Origin of the sequence: Chitinophaga sp. CB10, assembly GCA_001870995.2 — a bacterium.
In the GTDB taxonomy this organism is placed as follows: domain Bacteria; phylum Bacteroidota; class Bacteroidia; order Chitinophagales; family Chitinophagaceae; genus Chitinophaga.
Window position 1 is genome coordinate 284,305 of sequence record MLAV02000005.1, and the last position, 19,176, is coordinate 303,480.

15 protein-coding genes are annotated in these 19,176 nt (G+C 51.3%); 9 read left to right on the forward strand and 6 right to left on the reverse strand.

Going from position 1 to position 19,176, the window contains the following annotated elements; translation table 11 throughout:
• Positions 1-17: 17 nt before the first annotated feature.
• The 4 genes from BOC67_RS09970 to BOC67_RS09985 all read right to left on the reverse strand — a co-directional run bounded on the left by BOC67_RS09970 (position 18) and on the right by BOC67_RS09985 (position 3,399).
• Positions 18-401 carry a hypothetical protein gene (locus BOC67_RS09970; protein ID WP_291909918.1) on the reverse strand — a complete coding sequence of 128 codons (384 nt, stop codon included), beginning with the start codon at positions 399-401 and terminating at the stop codon, positions 18-20.
• Between the two features lie 223 nt (positions 402-624).
• Positions 625-1,449, reverse strand: a complete 825-nt coding sequence (locus BOC67_RS09975; protein WP_291909920.1) for an N-acetylmuramoyl-L-alanine amidase — start codon at positions 1,447-1,449, stop codon at positions 625-627.
• Positions 1,450-1,753: 304 nt separating this feature from the next.
• Entirely contained in the window at positions 1,754-2,449 is a 696-nt protein-coding gene (locus BOC67_RS09980) for a DJ-1/PfpI family protein (RefSeq protein WP_291909922.1), read from the reverse strand.
• A 50-nt stretch (positions 2,450-2,499) separates the two neighbouring features.
• Positions 2,500-3,399, reverse strand: a complete 900-nt coding sequence (locus BOC67_RS09985; protein ID WP_291909924.1) for an aldo/keto reductase — start codon at positions 3,397-3,399, stop codon at positions 2,500-2,502.
• A gap of 1,248 nt (positions 3,400-4,647) precedes the next feature.
• On the opposite strand from BOC67_RS09985, the gene BOC67_RS09990 reads away from it, so the two are divergent.
• Both BOC67_RS09990 and BOC67_RS09995 read left to right on the forward strand, forming a co-directional pair.
• Complete coding sequence (locus tag BOC67_RS09990) at positions 4,648-5,598, forward strand: ADP-ribosylglycohydrolase family protein (RefSeq protein ID WP_291909926.1); 951 nt, start codon at positions 4,648-4,650, stop codon at positions 5,596-5,598.
• A 60-nt stretch (positions 5,599-5,658) separates the two neighbouring features.
• Positions 5,659-6,423, forward strand: a complete 765-nt coding sequence (locus BOC67_RS09995; protein ID WP_291909928.1) for a DUF6515 family protein — start codon at positions 5,659-5,661, stop codon at positions 6,421-6,423.
• Between the two features lie 62 nt (positions 6,424-6,485).
• Here the strand turns inward: BOC67_RS09995 and BOC67_RS10000 are convergent, their stop codons facing one another.
• The gene (locus BOC67_RS10000) at positions 6,486-8,120 is read right to left on the reverse strand and encodes a YgcG family protein (RefSeq protein ID WP_291909930.1); all 1,635 of its coding nucleotides are present in this window, start codon (positions 8,118-8,120) and stop codon (positions 6,486-6,488) included.
• A gap of 197 nt (positions 8,121-8,317) precedes the next feature.
• Between BOC67_RS10000 and BOC67_RS10005 the strand changes: the two genes are divergently transcribed.
• From BOC67_RS10005 to BOC67_RS10035, 7 genes are all read left to right on the forward strand, one after another.
• Positions 8,318-9,406, forward strand: a complete 1,089-nt coding sequence (locus BOC67_RS10005; RefSeq protein WP_291909931.1) for a hypothetical protein — start codon at positions 8,318-8,320, stop codon at positions 9,404-9,406.
• 43 nt (positions 9,407-9,449) lie between these two features.
• Positions 9,450-9,914 (forward strand): VOC family protein, encoded by a 465-nt coding sequence (locus tag BOC67_RS10010; protein ID WP_291909932.1) that lies wholly within the window; start codon positions 9,450-9,452, stop codon positions 9,912-9,914.
• A 75-nt stretch (positions 9,915-9,989) separates the two neighbouring features.
• Positions 9,990-10,613, forward strand: coding sequence for a hypothetical protein (locus tag BOC67_RS10015; protein ID WP_291909933.1), 624 nt, complete (start codon positions 9,990-9,992; stop codon positions 10,611-10,613).
• A 125-nt stretch (positions 10,614-10,738) separates the two neighbouring features.
• Complete coding sequence (locus BOC67_RS10020; RefSeq protein ID WP_291909934.1) at positions 10,739-11,305, forward strand: RNA polymerase sigma factor; 567 nt, start codon at positions 10,739-10,741, stop codon at positions 11,303-11,305.
• Positions 11,306-11,369: 64 nt separating this feature from the next.
• Complete coding sequence (locus BOC67_RS10025; protein ID WP_291909935.1) at positions 11,370-12,506, forward strand: FecR family protein; 1,137 nt, start codon at positions 11,370-11,372, stop codon at positions 12,504-12,506.
• 166 nt (positions 12,507-12,672) lie between these two features.
• Positions 12,673-16,269, forward strand: coding sequence for a TonB-dependent receptor (locus BOC67_RS10030; RefSeq protein ID WP_291909936.1), 3,597 nt, complete (start codon positions 12,673-12,675; stop codon positions 16,267-16,269).
• 14 nt (positions 16,270-16,283) lie between these two features.
• Positions 16,284-18,053, forward strand: a complete 1,770-nt coding sequence (locus tag BOC67_RS10035) for a RagB/SusD family nutrient uptake outer membrane protein (protein WP_291909937.1) — start codon at positions 16,284-16,286, stop codon at positions 18,051-18,053.
• Between the two features lie 95 nt (positions 18,054-18,148).
• On the opposite strand, the gene BOC67_RS10040 is transcribed toward BOC67_RS10035, so the two are convergent.
• Entirely contained in the window at positions 18,149-19,162 is a 1,014-nt protein-coding gene (locus BOC67_RS10040; RefSeq protein WP_291909938.1) for an endonuclease/exonuclease/phosphatase family protein, read from the reverse strand.
• Positions 19,163-19,176 lie beyond the last annotated feature (14 nt).

Genomic DNA, 19,176 nt, shown 5'->3' on the forward strand with positions numbered 1-19,176 from the left:
GTTGCGGGCGCCCTTTCTTATTTGTTCAGCATTTTTTTAAGTTCTTCTTCGCAGGATTTAATGTTTTCCCAGATGAGCTTATCCTCGCAGACGGTGCCTTTGTATTTGATGGTCAGTTTCGTTTTGCGGAGTATGACCTGGTAGTATTCCGGCGCATCGGGGGAGTTTTCCCAGGTGACGATGCCTTTTTCGTCGATACCGCCTCCGATCTTGTCTTCCAGGAGGGCGTTGATCTTTTTGCGCAGACTATCCGGAAAATCGTATGCTACGTCTGTTTTTGTGAGGCAGGTATCATACAGGGGTTTTCCGGCGGGGGCGGCTGCTTTGGACCGGGGCGAAAGGCATAAACATAGCAACACCGGTATTGCCGGCAGCATAAGGGATTTGATACTCATTTTCATGGCAAGTGGAATTAATGATAAGGAGATATAGCGTTAAATATTGTACAGTTTTACAAGCCGTGCCAGGATGCAGATTTTGGTATATTTCGTTTCTTATAACCTATTATTAAAATAGCATATTTAAAGGAGATTTCAAAAAATAATCCCGGCGGAAGCCGGGATTCTGCGTTTAACTAATATTCAATTGTAAACCCCAAAAATAGTTAAGGTTTGCAATGCGGTATTACTGATACCGGCTTTGCAGCATCCAGAGGATTTTCCGGCTGGCGTCCGTCATGCCGGGTGTGGAATCCTGCGGGATGAAGTGTCTTTTAAAGGCGGCAATCGCTGCTGCGGTGTCTTTCACATCGTAGCCGACGATGCGGAGCGCCTGGATGGTGTTGAAATTATCCGGCGCCACCGCGTTGGTGGTATCGCCGTACCAGCCGCCGAAACCTTTTTCGGCCAGCTGTTGCCATGGGAAGTAGGCGCTGGGATCAACTTTTCTTCCGGGGGCTATATCACCGTGGCCGACGAAGTTATTGACCGGGATGTTATAGCGGTTCTTCAGGGTATCCAGGAGTACCAACAGGCTATTGATTTGCTTTTCTGAAAAAGGTTCCTGTCCGTTATTGTCGAGTTCTATTCCGATAGACGAGGAGTTGATATCAGTGATATTTCCCCATTTAGCTACGCCGCCGTGCCAGGCGCGGAGGTAATCGTTCAGCATATGGTGGATCATACCATCGCGGCAGATTACATAGTGTGCGCTTACCTGGGTGCTTTCCATCGTAAAGGTTTTAAGCGTCTGCTCGCAGGAATTTTGCGCGGTATGGTGGATGATCACCAGGTTAGGCTTGCGCAGGTTGAAATTGGTGGTACCTACCCAATACGGGGCTGTTAATCCATCTGCACCGCGGTACAGAGGGGGCTGCTGACGTATCGCATTGCCATATATTTTAGCCTGCCGCTTATAGGTTTTATTCGCAGCGTTATATGGGTTCCTGGCACAATTTGCCAACACCAATGCCATTACACATGCAATAAGAATTCCGGCATAGCGCTTCATGTAAATACTATTTTAAGTTAGGATTAATCATTGAATTGTTTGATGATGGCGGTCATCAGTTTATGGAAAAGGGCTGTGGCACTGTGGTTGCAGTGTTTATTTTAAGGAGGAATGGCTGTCATTTGGTGATATCCTCCGGGATAGCTTTTTTCGGTTTTGGCTTTGCAGGCATTGGCTTTGACGGCATTGGCTTTCTCCGGCATTTGCTTTCTCCGGCATTGCTTTGACGCATTGCTTTGACGGCATTGGCTTTCTTCGCCATTGGCTTTCCGGCAAACGGATGGAATACAGTCATCTTCCGCACCTACCCCTTCGCATCCATCTTTGCCTCCAACACTGTTTTAATAATCCCCTTTCGCACTTCGAACATATGCTGCGTCAGCTCCCGGGCTTTCTGCAGTACCGGCAGTTCAGCGGTTTTCGGCGAGCCGGCGTGGAATGGCGGCTGCGGATTGTATTCCAGCTGCAACTGGATGACCTTGGCCAGCTCCTCTCCGCCGATCATGGCTGTGAATGACAGACCAAAATCAATGCCTACTGTAACGCCGCCGCCGGTAATACGGTTGCGGTCCTTTACAATCCGCTCCTGTATGACTTCCACATTGAACATGCGGAGGAGGTCCAGCGAGCGCCAGTGCGTGGTGGCTTTATAGCCATCGAGCAAGCCTGCGGCGGCCAGTACCAGCGCGCCGGTACACACGGAGGTAAAGTAGCGCACGCCTGGGGCCTGTTGCCGCAGAAAACCCAGGATGTCGGCGTTCGTCAACAATTCATTGATGCCTTTCCCACCGGGAACGAATAACACATCCAGCTGCGGCGCGGTTGCGATGGTGGCGTTAGCCATGAGCTGCAATCCTCCTTCTGCGGTTACCGGCTCCGCCGTTTCAGCGATGGTAATTACTTCAAAGCACCATGCCTTGGTGAAAACTTCATACGGGCCTGTAAAATCGAGGATGGTCACCCCGGGGAATAACAGCATTCCAACTTTTAATTTCTGCATAACGAAGCGGGTTTACTGATCCCAATATAACGTATATGCCTGCATGTTGGTTACCTGAATTGTTCGTACCGGTTAACGGGCAGTATGCTGTTGAGCCGGGCGATTTCCTGCGCGGTGAGCGGCGTTGCTGCGGAGGCCGCAACAGCATCGCTCAGGTGCGCCGCCGTTCTGATGCCCAATATGGCTGCGGTGACCGCAGGCTGCTGCAATACGTAGCGCAGGGCAGTTTGGGAGGCAGGGCGGTTTTCGGAAGAAAGCGCCGCTATCCCGGCTGCCGCTTTTTCCACTTCTCCGGCCGTATAATTCAGGAAGGGAGCGGGTGGCTTACCCGCCAGCAACCCTTTGGCAACGGTACCGCGCGCCAGCACGCCGATATTATTTCCCAGCAGCAGCGGGAAACAGGTTTCTTCCGGCCGCCTGTCCAGCAAACTATATTGCATCATGACACTGACGATGTTGGACCTGCGCACATATTCCCGGATCACTTCCGGCCGTATGGACGAAATGCCGTAATACCGGATCTTCCCCTGCTGTACCAGTGTTTCAAACGCCTCAATGGTTTCATCAATGGGATCCTGCATGGTGCCTCCGTGCAGCTGATACAGGTCGATATAATCTGTCTTGAGCCGGCGCAAGCTTTCTTCCACGGAAGCCAGTATATATGCCTTCGATGGATTCCAGTCCCACCCTGAGCCATCAGCCTTCCACTGGTTGCCTACTTTGGTTGCGATGATCACCTCTTCCCTTTTGGCACCGGCGATGGCTTTGCCCAGCGTGGATTCGTTGTTTCCATGGTCGTACAGGTCGGCGGTGTCAAAGAAGTTGATGCCGCTGCGGATGGCCTCCTGTATCAGCGCGGCATTGGCTTTATCATCCGTGCCGAGCGACATACAGCCGAACCCCACTTCACTGATCTGCAGGTTTGATTTGCCCAGTTGATTGTATTTCATCTTGTTCTTTTTTCAGATTTACAACAACAGCAAATTAGTAAAAGCATTGGGATTAGCCGGCACAATTGTCAGCCAAATAGCGGGCCGCTTAGACAAACGGCCCATTATTTTGTTATCAATTGTACCACCCTAATAAATATCTTGACAGTGCGATGCAATGTAATGCCGTGTGATGCATTGCGCCACAGCTGGGATTTCCACATTGTAGAACGGCCTGGACAAGCCGCTCCTTTAGTTATGTCCTGTAATTGTTAGATATACAGTTGAACCTCGAAAATTAAAACTCAAAAGATTGCTCTCTGCACCGGTGATGACTAGCGTTTCAGGAAAAGGGGGACCACCTGGAAAGATATCCCCGTTAACACATGAAACTGAATCAATCGTTTTCAAACTTCAGTGCCAGAAAAGTATATGCAGACGGTGGAGTTGCGCTCCAGCCGGGATCTTCAGCGAACGGACTGTTTAAAAAAACAATCCGGTTCTTTACCCATTTCCTTCTACGTTATTATGGCATTCCTAATGCGTCTGGATGCGATCCGCATTAGGACAACCTCGTCCTCCCCACTATAGGATTGCATGAGAAAACAAAATCAACCTCACAACAATAGTCGCTATTATTAGAAATCATGGCCTGCTTTGTGCTGAGTGATCAGAAGGTGGGACTATCTGGAAAGACAGTCCCGTCTGAACTCAAGTAAATCCCTTGACAGAAATTCAACAGGTTATTATCGGTCAATACTCCGGGCAACAAACAACCATGGCAGTTTCACTGCCGGCTGACTACAACCGGAAAACGTAAATTGAGGATATACCAGGTGAATTATTTTACTGATGCTGTAGCATCAACATCAGGCGGGACTAACAAGTACTAAACCGGACCCTTGCTGACAGGATCAAATGGCTGGTTTTTGATTGGTTTTTTCAATAATCATGGCTTTGTATGTTATGGTCTTAAAAATTTTAAGTATTTTAAAGCTAAATGCATTCGACTTTGCGACTATCTCATTGATAATTTGATTATCATGAAGCAAAAATAGGAAGCACTGCAACGCGAAAACCAGGTTTTAAGCAATAATGATCCCCGAATGAGAATGAACAGGCCAAAGGCACACTGAACAAAACGAACAAAGGGCATTTCTCATCGATTTAATCACTAAGCGGCTATACAGTAACCAGTTTCTGAAAAACTACCCCCGCAGCACCTGCTGGCAAGGTTTTCGACATTTTTAAAAACTAAAAAACATTCATATGCTGCAACAAATTAGCGGTACTTTATTCGGTGTGGCTATTGGCGATGCGCTCGGCGTACCGGTGGAATTTGAAACCCAGGCCTATCTCCGCGAAAACCCCGTGACCGACATGCAGGGATATGGCAGCTGGAACCAGCCTCCCGGCACTTTTTCCGACGACGCCTCCCTCACCTTCTGCACTGCAGAAAGCCTTATAAATGGTTATGATATCAATAACATGGCGCAGCTCTTCGTGAAATGGTACAGCGAAGGTTACTGGAGCGCCCATGGGAAGGTATTTGACATCGGCAATACCACCCGCCGCGCGCTGCACCGCGTAAGCACCGGCACCTCTCCCCTCCTCACCGGTGGGTTCGAAGACTTCGAGAACGGCAATGGCTCCCTGATGCGCGTAGCCCCGGTTACCTTTTACGTGGCTCATGAAATGGACATCGAAAAAAGATACCAGGCAGTAAAAGAAGTTTCCGGCATCACCCATCAGCATTTCAGGTCGGTATTCGCCTGCTTCATCCAGGTAGAATTCCTCCGGCTGCTGCTGACAGAAAAAGATAAACACGCGGCCTACCTGCGCCTGCAACAGGTGATCCAGAGCTTCCTCGCAGTAAGGCATTTCAGTCCGGCCGAAGTAAAACTCTATAAACGTATCCTGGACGGCACCCTCCCTTCCCTGCACGAAGAAGAGATCACCGCCTCCGGTTATGTGGTTCATACCCTGGAAGCGGCCATCTGGTGCTTCCTGACTACCGGCACTTTCGAGGAGTGCGTCCTGAAAGCCGTTAACCTGGGAGAAGATACCGACACCACCGGCGCCGTTGCCGGGGCCCTGGCCGGCCTCCATTATGGCTACGACCAGATCCCGGAAAAATGGATTAACGCCCTCGCCAGAAGCGCGGATATCCAGTCCCTGGCGGAAAGATATAAAGAGGCATTAAACTTGCAGCCTGCTTAAGCGTCTAATACCTGTAATGCCGGGAAATTCCTCCCGGCATTCGCAGGAAACGCTTATCAAATGAAAAACAGAATATTCGGACTGTTGGTGCTGACCGGGATATTAAGCACCTGCACCCTCCACTCAGCCTATGCTCAACGTGGTCACTATGGCGGCCGTATCAACGTGGCTCCTCGCTACTCCGCTCCCAGAGTGTACAGCGCTCCATCCCCCCGTTATTACCGCAGCTATCCGGGTCCCGGCCCGAGAGTGATCGTTCATGGCGGCATCACCATCAACCGCGGATACCCGGGATATTACTACTACCGGGGCTATCGCCCGTATTACCGGTACTATTACCCTCCTGTCGGGTTTTATGTAAATACCCTGCCTTACGGCTACTTCTCCCTGGGGGCAGCCTTTGGACCTGTGTATTACTATGGCGGCACGTACTACTCCCGCTCAGACGACCAGCAAGGTTACAAGGTGGTAGATGCTCCTACCGGGGCTTTGGTACCCAACCTGCCGGACGGCGCACAGGAAGTAACGGTAGACGGGAATGTGTACTATGACGTAAATGGCACCTATTACCAGGAAGTGATGACCGACAACGGAAGGCGATATAAAGTGGTAGGAAAAAGCACTACCCAGCCTAACAATACTTATCCTGACGACCAGGAAGCCCCCCAGGACGACCTGATTGCTGAACTGCCGCAAGGCTCCCGGAGCGTAAAAATCAATGACCAGGAATACTGGCTGTCGCCGGACGGTATGTATTACCAGTACATTCAAACCAATGGTACCAGTGGCTACAAAGTAGTGGGTAAAACGGATGCCGGTGAATAAATAAAAAATTATAGCTATAAAAAAAGGGCATGCCTGAGGCATGCCCTTTTTCGTTGATCGCGCTACCAGCTGCTGCTTGCTCCGCCGCCCCCGGATGATCCGCCGCCCCAGGAGGAGCTGGACGAGGAAGAGGAGGAAGACGAAGAAGAAGAAGAGGAGGAAGACGAAGATATCTTCGGAATGGTAAAGGGGTAATCTTTAGAAAACCCGCAGGCAGCGCACAAGTAAGTTTTAATCCCCAGCCCCGGCGAGCTGGTGGTAGCCCTTTTCTGGGTCCGGGACTTCTTACACTGGAAAGTTTTATGCTGGCAGGACGGGCATTCTGCCACCGCCGCATGAAAATCCGTATAATCCAGCACCAGCTGGTAATCATCCTTGTCGCAACGCCATACATCGTAATCCACTGAACTGAGGTTTTCCTCAATTACCTGGGCTTTTTCCAGGTAGGAGTCCTCGGTTTTTTCATCGAGGCGGTGCATCGGCTGATGGCAATGCGGGCAATCATACGGGGTATCCCGCAGCTTTTGCTGCTCATGCCGGTACCAGCGCATATAGAGAAAAAGGAAAGGTAACGGAAACACATACCCTGAAAATTCCAGCTGGCAATGCGCTGCGGATAAGCGCTGCCAGCGCGTATGCCTGTCCGCCCCGCGCAGCGCCGCCTCAGCGCGCAGGCGCACAATCAACACGGCCAGGTGCATAAACAAGGTCCAGGAGACATAATATGCCAGGAAAACTTTAAAGAAGCCCAGTCTAACATTGAAATGAGCGTCCATATACCAGAGCAGCCACCAGGCAGTCAGGTGTATAACTGCTACGCCAATCCAGCCTGGCCGCAGGAAATCATTGCTGATTTCCTTAATGCTTGCGGGGATATTATCTATATCAGGGTTAGTATTTTTCTTCTTCTTTTTACGCCTTCTGCCACCGAAACAGCCCTGCATCAGTATGGGAGAAAAAATGAATGCGAGGATCAGCCCGATGAAGAAGCCGGCGCCCGGCGTGCGGTCTACATACCCGCTATCTATCTGTGCGGTGGCCTCTTCAAATTCCGGGGGCGCTTCAACGGGGCCGGCAAATGCCTGCGGCGACTCAGGCGCCGCGCTCTCATCTGCCGCCATGAGGGAGCTGTCCGCCAACGCCGCATAGGGCTCATCCGGCACTACCGGCTGCGGTTCGTCATAGACATAATTTCCGGAACGCAGCTGCGCTGCTACGGATTTGATGCCGCTGATAAACGCTTCGTCATAATTATCCTCTTTTATATGCGGGATCATATACTCCTGCTGGATGCGGAAACACAGCACGTCCGGCAGGTTGCCTTCCAGGCCTTTCCCCGTTTCAAACACCAGCTTGCGGGCGTCCCTCACGAGGAATATCAGCAGGCCGTTATTCGTTTCTTTTTTACCGATACCCCAGGTATTAAACAGCTTGTGCGCAAAATCCACCGGGTCTTGCTCCCCGATATTTTCCTGTAATACCACGGCCACCTGGGCCGTCCCTTCCTGATCAAGCGTGGTGAGCATGCTGTTGATCGTAGCCGTAGCCGGTCCGGACAGCATATGCGCCGGGTCGCTCACATAGCCGCCATCTATTTGCTTGGGGTCAGGGATATCCTGGGGAGTAATTCGCTGCTTTTTCTCCTGGCAGGAAAACAGGGCTACCAGTAGAACCAGCAGTAATGACTTCAGTTTCATTGCTGTAACTTTTGTGATGCGAAGATAATAGAACGGGGCAGAAATTATCTTTTCCCCGGAAAACAGTTGACACAGGAGAAAATTAATCCGCCGGGCCAGCGTTATAAGAGTAACCTTTGGGCAATTAAGCCGTTATTTATCCGGCAATCATAAAATATAACTAATTTAGTACACATACTATTATTCAAACAGCGTCTATGAAAAGGTTACTCGCACTGTTCACCCTTGTTTTACCTCTTGCTTTGCAGGCGCAGAGCAAGCTGGCACAGAATATTATCGACGATTTTTCTAACCGGGCAGCCTATCATTACTCGCTCAAAAACGATTCTATCACAGGATACATTGCGGAGCAGCTGACCCGCAGCGGCGCCGGCGGGATTGATGTGGATGCTACCATGTTCAAGCTGGGGGACGACCAGGGCGCTTTTGACGCTGCCCTGAAATACCTGTACCAGTATAGCGACTGTAACCGCCAGCGATACATCGAAAACCTGAAAAGCCTGGGTTTGAAAAATAACAGCATTTTCCCCATTGCTACTTATACCGCCAATAAATACAGGGATCAAACGAAAGAATTGCTGGAAGACAAAAAAGACTTCCTGGTAACTTACACCGGCCCTCATACCGGTAAAACGCCGCCTCCTGCGACAGCGGCCAGTACGGAGAACAACGGGGATGCCGGTACCGCCACTGCGGCAGCCGGCGCTGCTACCGCCGCCACCTCACCATCCGGCGGGGAAGAAACCGCCGCCGCCCCAACAGCTGCGGATACACGGGATTGGGAAGTAAAACCCATTTTCAAGGCGCGCAATGCCGAACAGCTGATCAACATGTACGGCAAGGAAAACGTGATCCTCCGGGATGGCAGCGATATTACCGGGAATGCCACAGGGAAGAACGCCTTTGTGGTATATCCCGATACGGATAACGAACTGCAGATAGAAATGGATGGCGAGGACGGCAACACCCTGCTGTTCAGCTTTGAGCATGCCAAATGGAAAACGCCTTTTGGCCTGAAACCAGGCGATCCGTTGGAGAAATTGCTTAAAATAAACGGACGTCCTTTTAAATTCAATGCCTTTGAATGGACAGACGGCGGGCTGGTGAGCAGCTGGGAAGGCGGCCAGCTCAATGGCAAAGGCGTGGAAGTAGTGCTGCGCGCCAATAACACCGGCGATCCTAAACTCTATGACCAGGTGACCGGCGATAAAACCATCCGTTCGGATAACTCCGCCCTGAAAAAGCTGAATGTAGTGATCCAGTCTATTACATTTAAATCAAACTAACACAACACTTGCATCGCTCAATCCGGATTTTTATCTTGTAGTTATGAAAAACTACCTGCAATCCGGATTGGGCCTTTTTATTATCATCTTTTTGATTTCCGTGAATTCCACCGCACAGTCCGTGAAAAAGCCATCCTTAAATCATATAGCCATCTACGTTGTAGACCTTGAAAAAAGCACCGCATTCTACCGGGATATTATCGGACTTGAAACCATGGACGAGCCGTTTAAGGACGGCCACCATTCCTGGTTTAAGGTAGGTCCGCATGCGCAGGTACATATTATTTCCGGCGCCGAAGCGCCCACTACCCACAACAAGAACACGCATCTTTGCTTTTCCGTGCCGGTGATGAACGATTTCCTCGCCAACCTGCGCAGCAAAAACGTGTCTTACGAGAACTGGGCCGGTACGCCCAATGCGGTGACGAACCGGGTAGACGGGGTCAAACAGGTGTGGCTGAAGGACCCGGACGGGTACTGGATAGAAATAAATGACGATCAGTTTTAATAGGTGATTCCCTGCCGGCCCATTGCAGGATTTTTACTATATTCAGTAATAAGTTTTCACCCTGATCCTCGAGCTATGACACTACTACTGAATGTTCCGGCGGCCGATAAAGAGCAGGCCCTGCAAGCGGGTGCAGTTTTCCTTGAAGATACCGGCAAATGGCTGCTGCCTGATCAGGCATACGGCCGGCTCCACGAAGTACAGCAGTGGCTTGCCCCGGAAGGGTACATCGTATTATCCGATAAGGTGCTGATCGCGGAGAGTCGCGCTGTATGCACGCATTGCGGGCATACCAACACCGTGATAGCCATCGGGAGCGACTACTTTTACGAGCGGGATATCAATGAGCGGGACGAGGAGGTATGGGTAGAACAGAGTTTTTTTGCCTTATTTCATTGCCTGACCTATATTTCCGATAATCTCAGGGAGTTGCTGGGAGATACGTATCCCCACTACCGGCCGGCGCCTCCGGAGGACGGCAAGGTTTATTGGTACAACCACTGCGCCCGGTGCCAGCGCCCTCTGGACGATCACCGGCTGATGGACATCCCCGGTAATACGTTTCATCCAGGAACGGCTGAGGAAGCGGCGGCCATTACTCTCCGGACCATCCAATCCAAATACGCGCCATTACTTGATGCGGATTATGAAATCGCCAGACACCTCCAATTGATCGGGGAATTTGCCCAACGGACGTGATTTTCTTCTCCCCCCACCTAAAAATTTATTTTTATTCCCAAAGCGCCAAAAGCTTATCATGTTAGGATTTGCTTTCAAAATTCTTTATACCTTAGTAGAGTACAACCAAGTCAATTTTTCGATCGATGTCCGATGCAGGTCAACCAAACAGGGATATGATGTGGATGCAGCGCCTCCGGGAAGACGACACGGCCGCATTTACCGAAATCTACGAAGCATACCGCGAGAAGCTGCTGGCAGTAGCCTATAACAGGCTGGGCGACCTCCAGGCGGCCGAGGATGTGGTGCAGGATGTTTTTGCCAGCCTATGGCATCAGCGGCACAACAGCCAGATCGAAAATGCCGGCGCTTACCTGGCCACCGCCGTGAAATATAAGGTGCTGGACCGCTTCCGCAGGGAGCAGCTGCTGCGCCAGTACCAGCAGGTGTATAGTTCGGATATTTCCATCTCCCCTGCCACCCCGGAATCATCGCTACAGTATAAAAATATAATGCAGTTATATCAGGAAGAGATCAACCGGCTTCCGGAAAAATGCCAGTTAATATTCAGGTATAGCCGCGAACAGGGTATGCCGGTCAAAGAAATTGCCGCGACCCTAAACATTTCCCATAAAACCGTTGAAAACCAGCTCACAAAGGCCTTACGGCACCTGAAGGGAAATATCAAACACTACTTTTCCATCTTTTTTTAATTTTTTTTAACCACGCGTAGGGGATTGGCTTTACTTGTTCGACTCTTCTATGTAATTACCCGTTATGAAAGAAAACCAGGATCTAATCATCGCTATAGAAAAATACCTGCGGGGAGAAGCCACTGCGGAAGAATCGGCGTTGGTCAATCAGTGGTATCACTCCTTCCATGATGAGGAAGTTACGATTACAACAACAGCGGATTACGGTAAGGAGGAGGTTTTCGGGAAGATGCAATCGCAGCTGGCGGCCATAGTGGCGCCTGCCACGCCGGTTGTACCGATGCGGAAAGCCTGGATAAAACGTGCTGCCGTAGCTGCCGGCATCCTTCTGCTCGTGAGCGCAGGCATAACCGTTTCGCATATGAAATGGGGCAGGCCTGCCAGCAGGGAGGTAGCGCAACGGGCAAAAGTACCCATCATGCCGGGCAGCAACAAAGCGGTGCTCGTACTGGATGATGGCAGTAGCATGACGCTGAACGACAGCGCCGGCCACCGGATTGCCGGAGCCTCCGTGCAGGGGCAGTCGCTCGTTTACGACGCATCCGGTCAACATAACGCAGGCGCCGTAAAATACAATACGCTCCAAACACCGCAGGGCGGCCAGTTTGCCGTAGTGCTGCCGGACGGCAGCAAGGCATGGCTCAATGCGGCCAGCTCCCTGCGCTATCCTACCGCATTTGCAGGCAACAACAGGACAGTAGAACTGACCGGGGAAGCGTACTTCGAGATCGCCCCGGACCAGCATAAACCTTTCGTCGTGGAGGTGAACAATATGAAAGTCCAGGTACTGGGCACCTCCTTCAACATCATGGCTTACCACGAGGAAAATGCCGTTAAAACCACGCTGGTTACCGGCTCCGTGAAAGTAAGCAGCGCGGGCGGCGCCAGGCATTTGCTGCCAGGGCAACAGGCCGCATTTGACAAACAGGAACAATTCACCATCAGCAATGCGGACGTAAACGCCGTCATTGCCTGGAAGGAAGGGAAATTTGAATTCAACGGAGAAGAAATAATCGTCGTATTAAGACAAATAGCCAGGTGGTACGACCTGCAGCTCCAACTGCCGGAAGGCACGCCTGAAGGCCATCTGAGCGCCTCATTCCCCCGCGGCACCAGCCTTGAGAATGTAATGAAAATGCTGGAATTAAGCGGCATCCATTGTGACATTGCCAACAGACAACTGATCGTAAGAAAAAGCTAAATCGCCATTCCAAAATTGAAAATGTTTTAAAACTGGTAAAAAATAATACGCTTGAGAACAATGAACAATTCGAATCTATAACAATCACTATGCTGTTATGGCTTTGCTTGTGCCATAACGATTCAATCCGGTAACAACTTTTCTTTTTCACCAAACTCTGTCATGTATGAGTTCAACTCAGTACAATGGGATCTCGTATGCCATAAAGTCCCGTTATGCAAGCACCTTCCGGGTGTTCAAACTAACTGTCGCCCTGCTGATTATCCTGAGCATGCAGGTGACTGCCTTTGGCTATGCGCAAACACTGTCATTGCATTCCCGTAATGCCAGCCTCGCAGAAATTTTCAAGAGCATTACCAAACAAACCGGCTACAGCTTCATGTACCGGAATGAATTACTTAACCGTGCGCAGCGTGTAACCATCTCGGTGGATAACGTAGGGCTTAAAACCGCTTTGGATATCTGTTTCCAGGGGCAGCCCCTCACCTATTCCATTGTGGACAAAGTGATCGTGGTGGATGCCCGCAGGGAAAAGCCCGTTACCAACGCAGCGCCTGTCCAGAACGGTGACCTGCGCGGGCAGATCGTAAACGATAAGGGGGAAACCCTGCCCGGCGCGTCTGTAGTATTAAAAGGCACTACCAAACGTGCTATGACAGACGAGAAGGGAGAGTTCATACTCCGTGATGTAAATACCAGCGAAGGCGTGCTGGTAGTAGATTACATCGGCTTTGAAAAGCAGGAGGTGGCGCTCAGTGGCCGATCGTCCATTACAATTACCCTAAAACCGAAAAGTGCAGACCTCACAGATGTGGTGGTAGTTGGATACGCTACGCAGAAGCGTGTAAACCTGACCGGCGCGGTAGCTACCGTTACCAGCAAAAGCCTGGAAAACCGCCCTGTTACAAACGTATCCAGCGCATTAGCCGGTTTGAGCCCTGGTTTGCAGGTACGCCAAAGCTCCGGTAAGCCCGGCTCCGATGGAGCTACCATCCGGGTGCGCGGCGTAGGAACGCTCAACAACAGCGATCCGCTGGTAGTGATAGACGGAATCATAGGCACTATGGATGCGGTGAACCCTAATGACATTGAAAGCATGTCCGTACTGAAAGACGCGGCATCTTCCTCCATTTACGGAACACTGGCGGCAAACGGCGTAATCCTGATCACTACCAAAAAAGGCAGCCGCAACAGGACTACTGTTACCTACAGCGGCAACCTTTCTACCGTGCGGCCCAGCAATCTCCCCAAATTTGTAAACGATTACGTACGCTACATGAACCTGTATAACGAGAGCGCCCGCAACCTCGGACAGGCAGAGCTGTTTAAACAGGAAACCATCAATACCTGGATGAACGCTAACCAGCATCCGAATGACACGAACGCATTCGGTATTCCCAACTCCGTTGTATATGCCAATACTGACTGGTCGGATGTGGTGTTTACCAACAACATCCTGCAACAGCACAACGTATCCGTTTCCGGCGGGAGCGAAAAATCCACTTACCTGTTTTCCGGGGCTTACCAGAATAACCCTGGAACAATGGATAATACGGGGTCGAAGAGATATCAACTGCGCTTAAACCTGGATTCCCGTATTAATAAATTTCTGACGGTAGGAACACAGACTTTTGCCTCACAGGAATCCTTAGGCCTCGGCAACACTGAAAACGCCTTTAACTACCTGCGCCAGACCACTCCCGGCGTACCGGCGCAGTGGCAGGGCAAATTCGGTTTTCCATCCGCACTGGAAGAATCCCAGACGGCCAACAACATCCTGCTGTACCTGAACAACGTAGCTGGTAAAAATGTCATCAACAGGTTCAACTCTACTGTCTTTGCTACTATCTCTATCCTCAAAGGACTCACATTTGAAACCCGTTATAACTACCAGACACGCTACCAGGATAAACAGTTCCATGATGTGCCATTTGCCAAATGGGATTTTACCACCAACGTGCCCCGCTCCCCGGCCGCCACGCCTGATCAGCTGACTACCTCTACCGATCACATAAAGGAATATACCACCACGTTTGATAACGTACTCCGTTATAACACCCAGCTGAAAGGCGGCCACGAAATCGGCGCGCTGGTGGGGTATAACCAAAACTATTATTACTATAACAGGGATGCCGCCAGCAGGAAAGGTTTGATTTCTGAATCCATCACCAATATTAACGTTGCCGGCAATACGAACAATACTTTTGAAGGTACGGAGTACGACAATGCACTCCGCTCCTGGTTTGGCCGTGTGAACTACGCCTACCGCAATAAATATCTCCTGGAAGCCAACCTGCGTTACGATGGTTCTTCCCGGTTTGCGCCGGCATCCCGCTGGGGCTACTACCCTTCTTTCTCCGCAGGATGGCGCCTTACAGAAGAGGGCATATTTAAGGAGCTGCTGCGCAATGTGCAACAGCTGAAGCTCCGCGCCTCCTGGGGTAAACTGGGTAACAACGGCGGCGGCGACCGCTCCAAGGGCAACTATGACTGGCAAACACTGTATAACCAGGTGTATTACTCCTTCAACAACACCGCTGCCGGCGCCCTTGCCGTCACTAAATTCGGTAACCCGTTCCTGTTGTGGGAATCTACCTCCATTGCGGATGTAGGCGTGGATGCGACCTTCCTCAACAACGCCCTGAATGTAACGGTAGATTATTACAACAAAACCACTTCCGGTATTATCACTACGCCGCCGATTCCGCTGACGGTGGGTAACGCCGATGCGCCGACCGTGAATACCGCAACCGTATCCAACAAGGGTATAGAGATGATCGCTTCCTACAACCGTAAGTTTGGAGAGGTAGACATAACTGTGGGCGGTAACTTCGCTTACAATAAAAACCTGATCACCGCTTATCGCGGGGCTTTGAAAGAAGGCTGGGTGACAGACGCCAGTGGCAATAAAACGTGGTCTTCCAACATCGGGGCGGTATCATCTGCCAGCGGCAACAGCTACAGATTAGAAGGTAAACAAATTGATGAATACTACCTGTTCCCGCTGTACCATGGCAACGGCAACTATTTTAATGCAGATGGCAGCGTAAATATCAATGGCGGGCCACGCGATGGAATGATCCGCACGACCCAGGATATGGACTGGCTGAAAGCCATGATGGCAGCCGGTTACAGCTTCCTGCCTGCACAGGGTATCGACAAGGGTAAAATATACTACGGGGACCTGATCTATGCAGATACCAATGGGGACGGCATTTACGGCAACAACTTCGACAGAACGTTTACCGGTACCAGTGGTACTCCCAAGATCAACTATGGTTTCAACTTTGCAGCCTCCTGGAAAGGTATTTACCTGACCATGGTATGGGCTGGCAGCGCCGGTTTCCAGTACTATTACAATGACCGCGGCTACCTGAGCTCCGTTACCTCTGCCGGTAATGCCATCGGCCTGGAAGTGGCGAACGATCACTATTATTACAACGACGCCAATCCGAACGATCCGGCCAATAACATCAACGCCAAATATCCCCGCTTAAAGCTCAACACTGACCCGCAAAACAGCATTGCCAACTACTTCTACCTGTACAATGCCTCTTACCTGAAACTGAAAAACCTGCAGATAGGTTACCAGATTCCGGAGAGCATTACGAAGAAGGCGACTATCAGTCGTGCAGTCGTTTACGTTAGTGGCGAAAACCTGCTGACCATTACCAAATATCCGGGACTGGACCCTGAAATCGGCGCCAGCGTGGGTTACCCGACCATGAAGCAGTTTGCGGTGGGCCTTAATGTTACATTCTAGTAAAAAGTAAGCGTATGAAAAAGTTCAAACTTCTGATATATACTGCGGGAATCTTATCCCTGGCCAGCTGTAAGCGAAACCTGCTGGACACGCTGTCGTACACACAGCAGAGCGATGAAACCATGTGGACAACCGATAACCTCACCGACCAGGGTATGGCCGGCGTATATGCCGCCCTGCGACTGGGCATTGACCAAAGCGGCGCTTCCGGTAATGAGCTGTACCAGCTGGACCGCTACGGCGTTACAGGTATGACCCGCGATGCGGACGGTTTGCAGGTTGGTACCATTACCCCGAGCAGCAGCATGTTCAGCAACAACTGGCGATACTTCTACGATGGCATCCAGCGCGCCAACGGGGCGATTGTGAACATTCCCCTGAAATCCCCTTCAGCGGAGGATAAGAAAGCGCGCTATGTGGCGGAAGCCAAATTCCTGCGGGCCTACTTCTACTTCCGCCTGAACCAGCTGTGGCATGGCGTTCCGGTGTATCTGAAACCTTTTTCCGCCGATGAAGCGACCAAAGGCCGGGAAACGGAGGACAGCGTTTGGAGAGTGGTGATCAACGACCTGACCGACTGCATCAACGAACCGAACCTGCCGGCGAAATACAGCAAAGGAAACGCTAATTACGGGCATATTACCAAGGGCGCGGCATATGCGCTGAGGGGAAAAGCCTATCTCTACACAAAAAACTACCCTGCCGCTGCAGCGGACTTTGCAAAGGTGGAAGCGGCTGGCTATACGCTGTTTAACGGCGATTATAAAGCCTTGTTTAAGGAGGCCAATGAGCAGTCGGATGAAATGATTTTCTCCCTGCAGAACATTGCGGTGAGCAACTTCGGTTCCACCACCCAGTTCTTCTGCGGTAACCGCAGCTCATTTGGCTCCTGCTGGAACACTTACCTGGTATCGCCGGTGGTGGTGGATATGTATGAAAATGCCGATGGCAGCCGGTTTGACTGGAATAAGATCATCCCTGGCTATACGACCATGCCGGTGAAACAAAGGGAAGTGTACTTCTTCCGCGATGGGCTTACCACGGCGGAAATCAACGCGGCGAGCGCACGCGGGCTGGACATGAGCGTGTACCTGCCTGCCGGCAACGAAGCGCGCATCAAATCCGCCTATTCCAACCGCGACCCACGTTTAGCCGCTAACGTTATCACGCCGTATTCCGATTACCTGGGCGTAAACGGCAGCGCTAACCAGTCGTACGTATCCAGGTGGCCTTTCCGCTCCAATACCACCCCGGTATGGGATGTGGCGACAGATACCAAAGCCTACTTCTATTACCTGCATCGCAAATTTGTATATGAAGGCGCTACGGAAACTATCAACAGAGCCTATGGCCCTACGGACTTCCCGATCATCCGCTTTGCGGACGTGCTGCTGATGTGGGCGGAAGCGATCAATGAGCAGGGCTTCAGCCAGCAGGCGCTGGACCTCGTAAACAAAGTACGGGCACGTGTGAAAATGCCGCCATTGCAAAACACCGATGCGAGCAAACCGACTTATGTAGCCGACCAGGCGGCGATGCGGGAGCGTATCCGCAACGAACGCCGCGTGGAGTTTGTGAACGAAGGCATCAACTACTTTGATGAGCTGCGCTGGAAAACATGGAAGGAGAAAACATTTGCTCCGGGCGCTGGTATCCAGCAGGTGTGGGGCGCCAACGTGGTGAATTACTCCTGGAAAGGGGATTACATTTACCAGTGGGCCATCCCGCAGGCGGAAATCGAACGGAACCCGAACCTGAAGCAAAATGATGGCTGGATAAATTAGTCCTGGTTATAATGAAAAGGGCGTCTATTGTAAAATAGGCGCCTTTTTTTATTGGTAGTGGTATGGTTTTGCGGGCATTACGCTGATTGGAAATGCTATTGCAGCCGGAATACCGTCATCACGCCTTTATGATCCGTAGGCCAGATGCCGGCCGGCGTCACAAACACCTCTTTCCCTGATTCCTTCTCCCGCCGGTTGCGGATAATAGAACCTGCCGGCCCTACCACGTTACTTTTCAGGACATTTAATTTTTTATCGGGGTAGTAGTAAATGAAGTCAATGCGTTCCCTTTCATCGGCATCGGGCGCCCAGGCGAGCTTACTAACGGGAACGGCTGTATTATCCGCCGGGAAGGTAAAGCCGGGATGGGTTACCGGGTTAGGGTATAATTCCCGGAAGCTGTCCTTAAACCCTTGCTGGTAGAGCATGGCGGAGCAGGTCCAGTTGGCGGTTACGCCATGATGATCGAAAAGCTGGCTGGTAGCGGCCGTCCAGTCAAGGTGGCTGGCTTCGTTGAAATCCCCGCCGAGGATGATAATGCGGCCTTGCTGCTTGTCCGCCTCCGCGGCCCTGAGGAAAGCGGCGATCGCCTCATCTCTTTCGGATGCCAGGTTAGCCTCCATAATGGTATCCATATTCGTGACGGGGGCTGGCAGCTTCTTCCAGGTCACCCCGTCGTAGCCGCGGGGCAGGTACACTGCATAATGCTGATAATCCAGGTGGGCGGAGTAAACGGCAATTTCGCGGCCGCCAGCGTTGGTGACTAGTTTATAAATTTCTCCTTTGCCGGCGTATATCGTGCTGCTATCGGTGATAGGCGTGCTGCTCAGGATGCCGGCCCCGTTGCTGAAGAAGCTGTAGTAGCGTTTACCCCTGGCTGCAAGGGAGGCTACGATGCGGTCGCAAAAGCGGGTATTGTTGTAATTGCGGACTTCACTGAGGGTGACTACATCCGGCCGGAGGCGGTCAATTGTTGAAACGATGGCTTCGTATCCGCCGGGCACTATGGTACCTTCCTGCCAGATGTTGAGTTGCAGGACGGCGAGTTTTTGCTGCGCGGTGGCGGCGAGGGTGAGGAGGAGGATGGATAAGGAGGCGAGGAGTTTCATTGTTCACTGTGCGT

Bases quoted from the DNA above. Each gene is read 5' to 3' on its own strand.
- BOC67_RS09970 (WP_291909918.1), bottom strand. From the start codon at position 401: ATGAAAATGAGTATCAAATCCCTTATGCTGCCGGCAATACCGGTGTTG.
- BOC67_RS09975 (WP_291909920.1), bottom strand. From the start codon at position 1,449: ATGAAGCGCTATGCCGGAATTCTTATTGCATGTGTAATGGCATTGGTG.
- BOC67_RS09980 (WP_291909922.1), bottom strand. From the start codon at position 2,449: ATGCAGAAATTAAAAGTTGGAATGCTGTTATTCCCCGGGGTGACCATC.
- BOC67_RS09985 (WP_291909924.1), bottom strand. From the start codon at position 3,399: ATGAAATACAATCAACTGGGCAAATCAAACCTGCAGATCAGTGAAGTG.
- BOC67_RS09990 (WP_291909926.1), top strand. From the start codon at position 4,648: ATGCTGCAACAAATTAGCGGTACTTTATTCGGTGTGGCTATTGGCGAT.
- BOC67_RS09995 (WP_291909928.1), top strand. From the start codon at position 5,659: ATGAAAAACAGAATATTCGGACTGTTGGTGCTGACCGGGATATTAAGC.
- BOC67_RS10000 (WP_291909930.1), bottom strand. From the start codon at position 8,120: ATGAAACTGAAGTCATTACTGCTGGTTCTACTGGTAGCCCTGTTTTCC.
- BOC67_RS10005 (WP_291909931.1), top strand. From the start codon at position 8,318: ATGAAAAGGTTACTCGCACTGTTCACCCTTGTTTTACCTCTTGCTTTG.
- BOC67_RS10010 (WP_291909932.1), top strand. From the start codon at position 9,450: ATGAAAAACTACCTGCAATCCGGATTGGGCCTTTTTATTATCATCTTT.
- BOC67_RS10015 (WP_291909933.1), top strand. From the start codon at position 9,990: ATGACACTACTACTGAATGTTCCGGCGGCCGATAAAGAGCAGGCCCTG.
- BOC67_RS10020 (WP_291909934.1), top strand. From the start codon at position 10,739: ATGTCCGATGCAGGTCAACCAAACAGGGATATGATGTGGATGCAGCGC.
- BOC67_RS10025 (WP_291909935.1), top strand. From the start codon at position 11,370: ATGAAAGAAAACCAGGATCTAATCATCGCTATAGAAAAATACCTGCGG.
- BOC67_RS10030 (WP_291909936.1), top strand. From the start codon at position 12,673: ATGAGTTCAACTCAGTACAATGGGATCTCGTATGCCATAAAGTCCCGT.
- BOC67_RS10035 (WP_291909937.1), top strand. From the start codon at position 16,284: ATGAAAAAGTTCAAACTTCTGATATATACTGCGGGAATCTTATCCCTG.
- BOC67_RS10040 (WP_291909938.1), bottom strand. From the start codon at position 19,162: ATGAAACTCCTCGCCTCCTTATCCATCCTCCTCCTCACCCTCGCCGCC.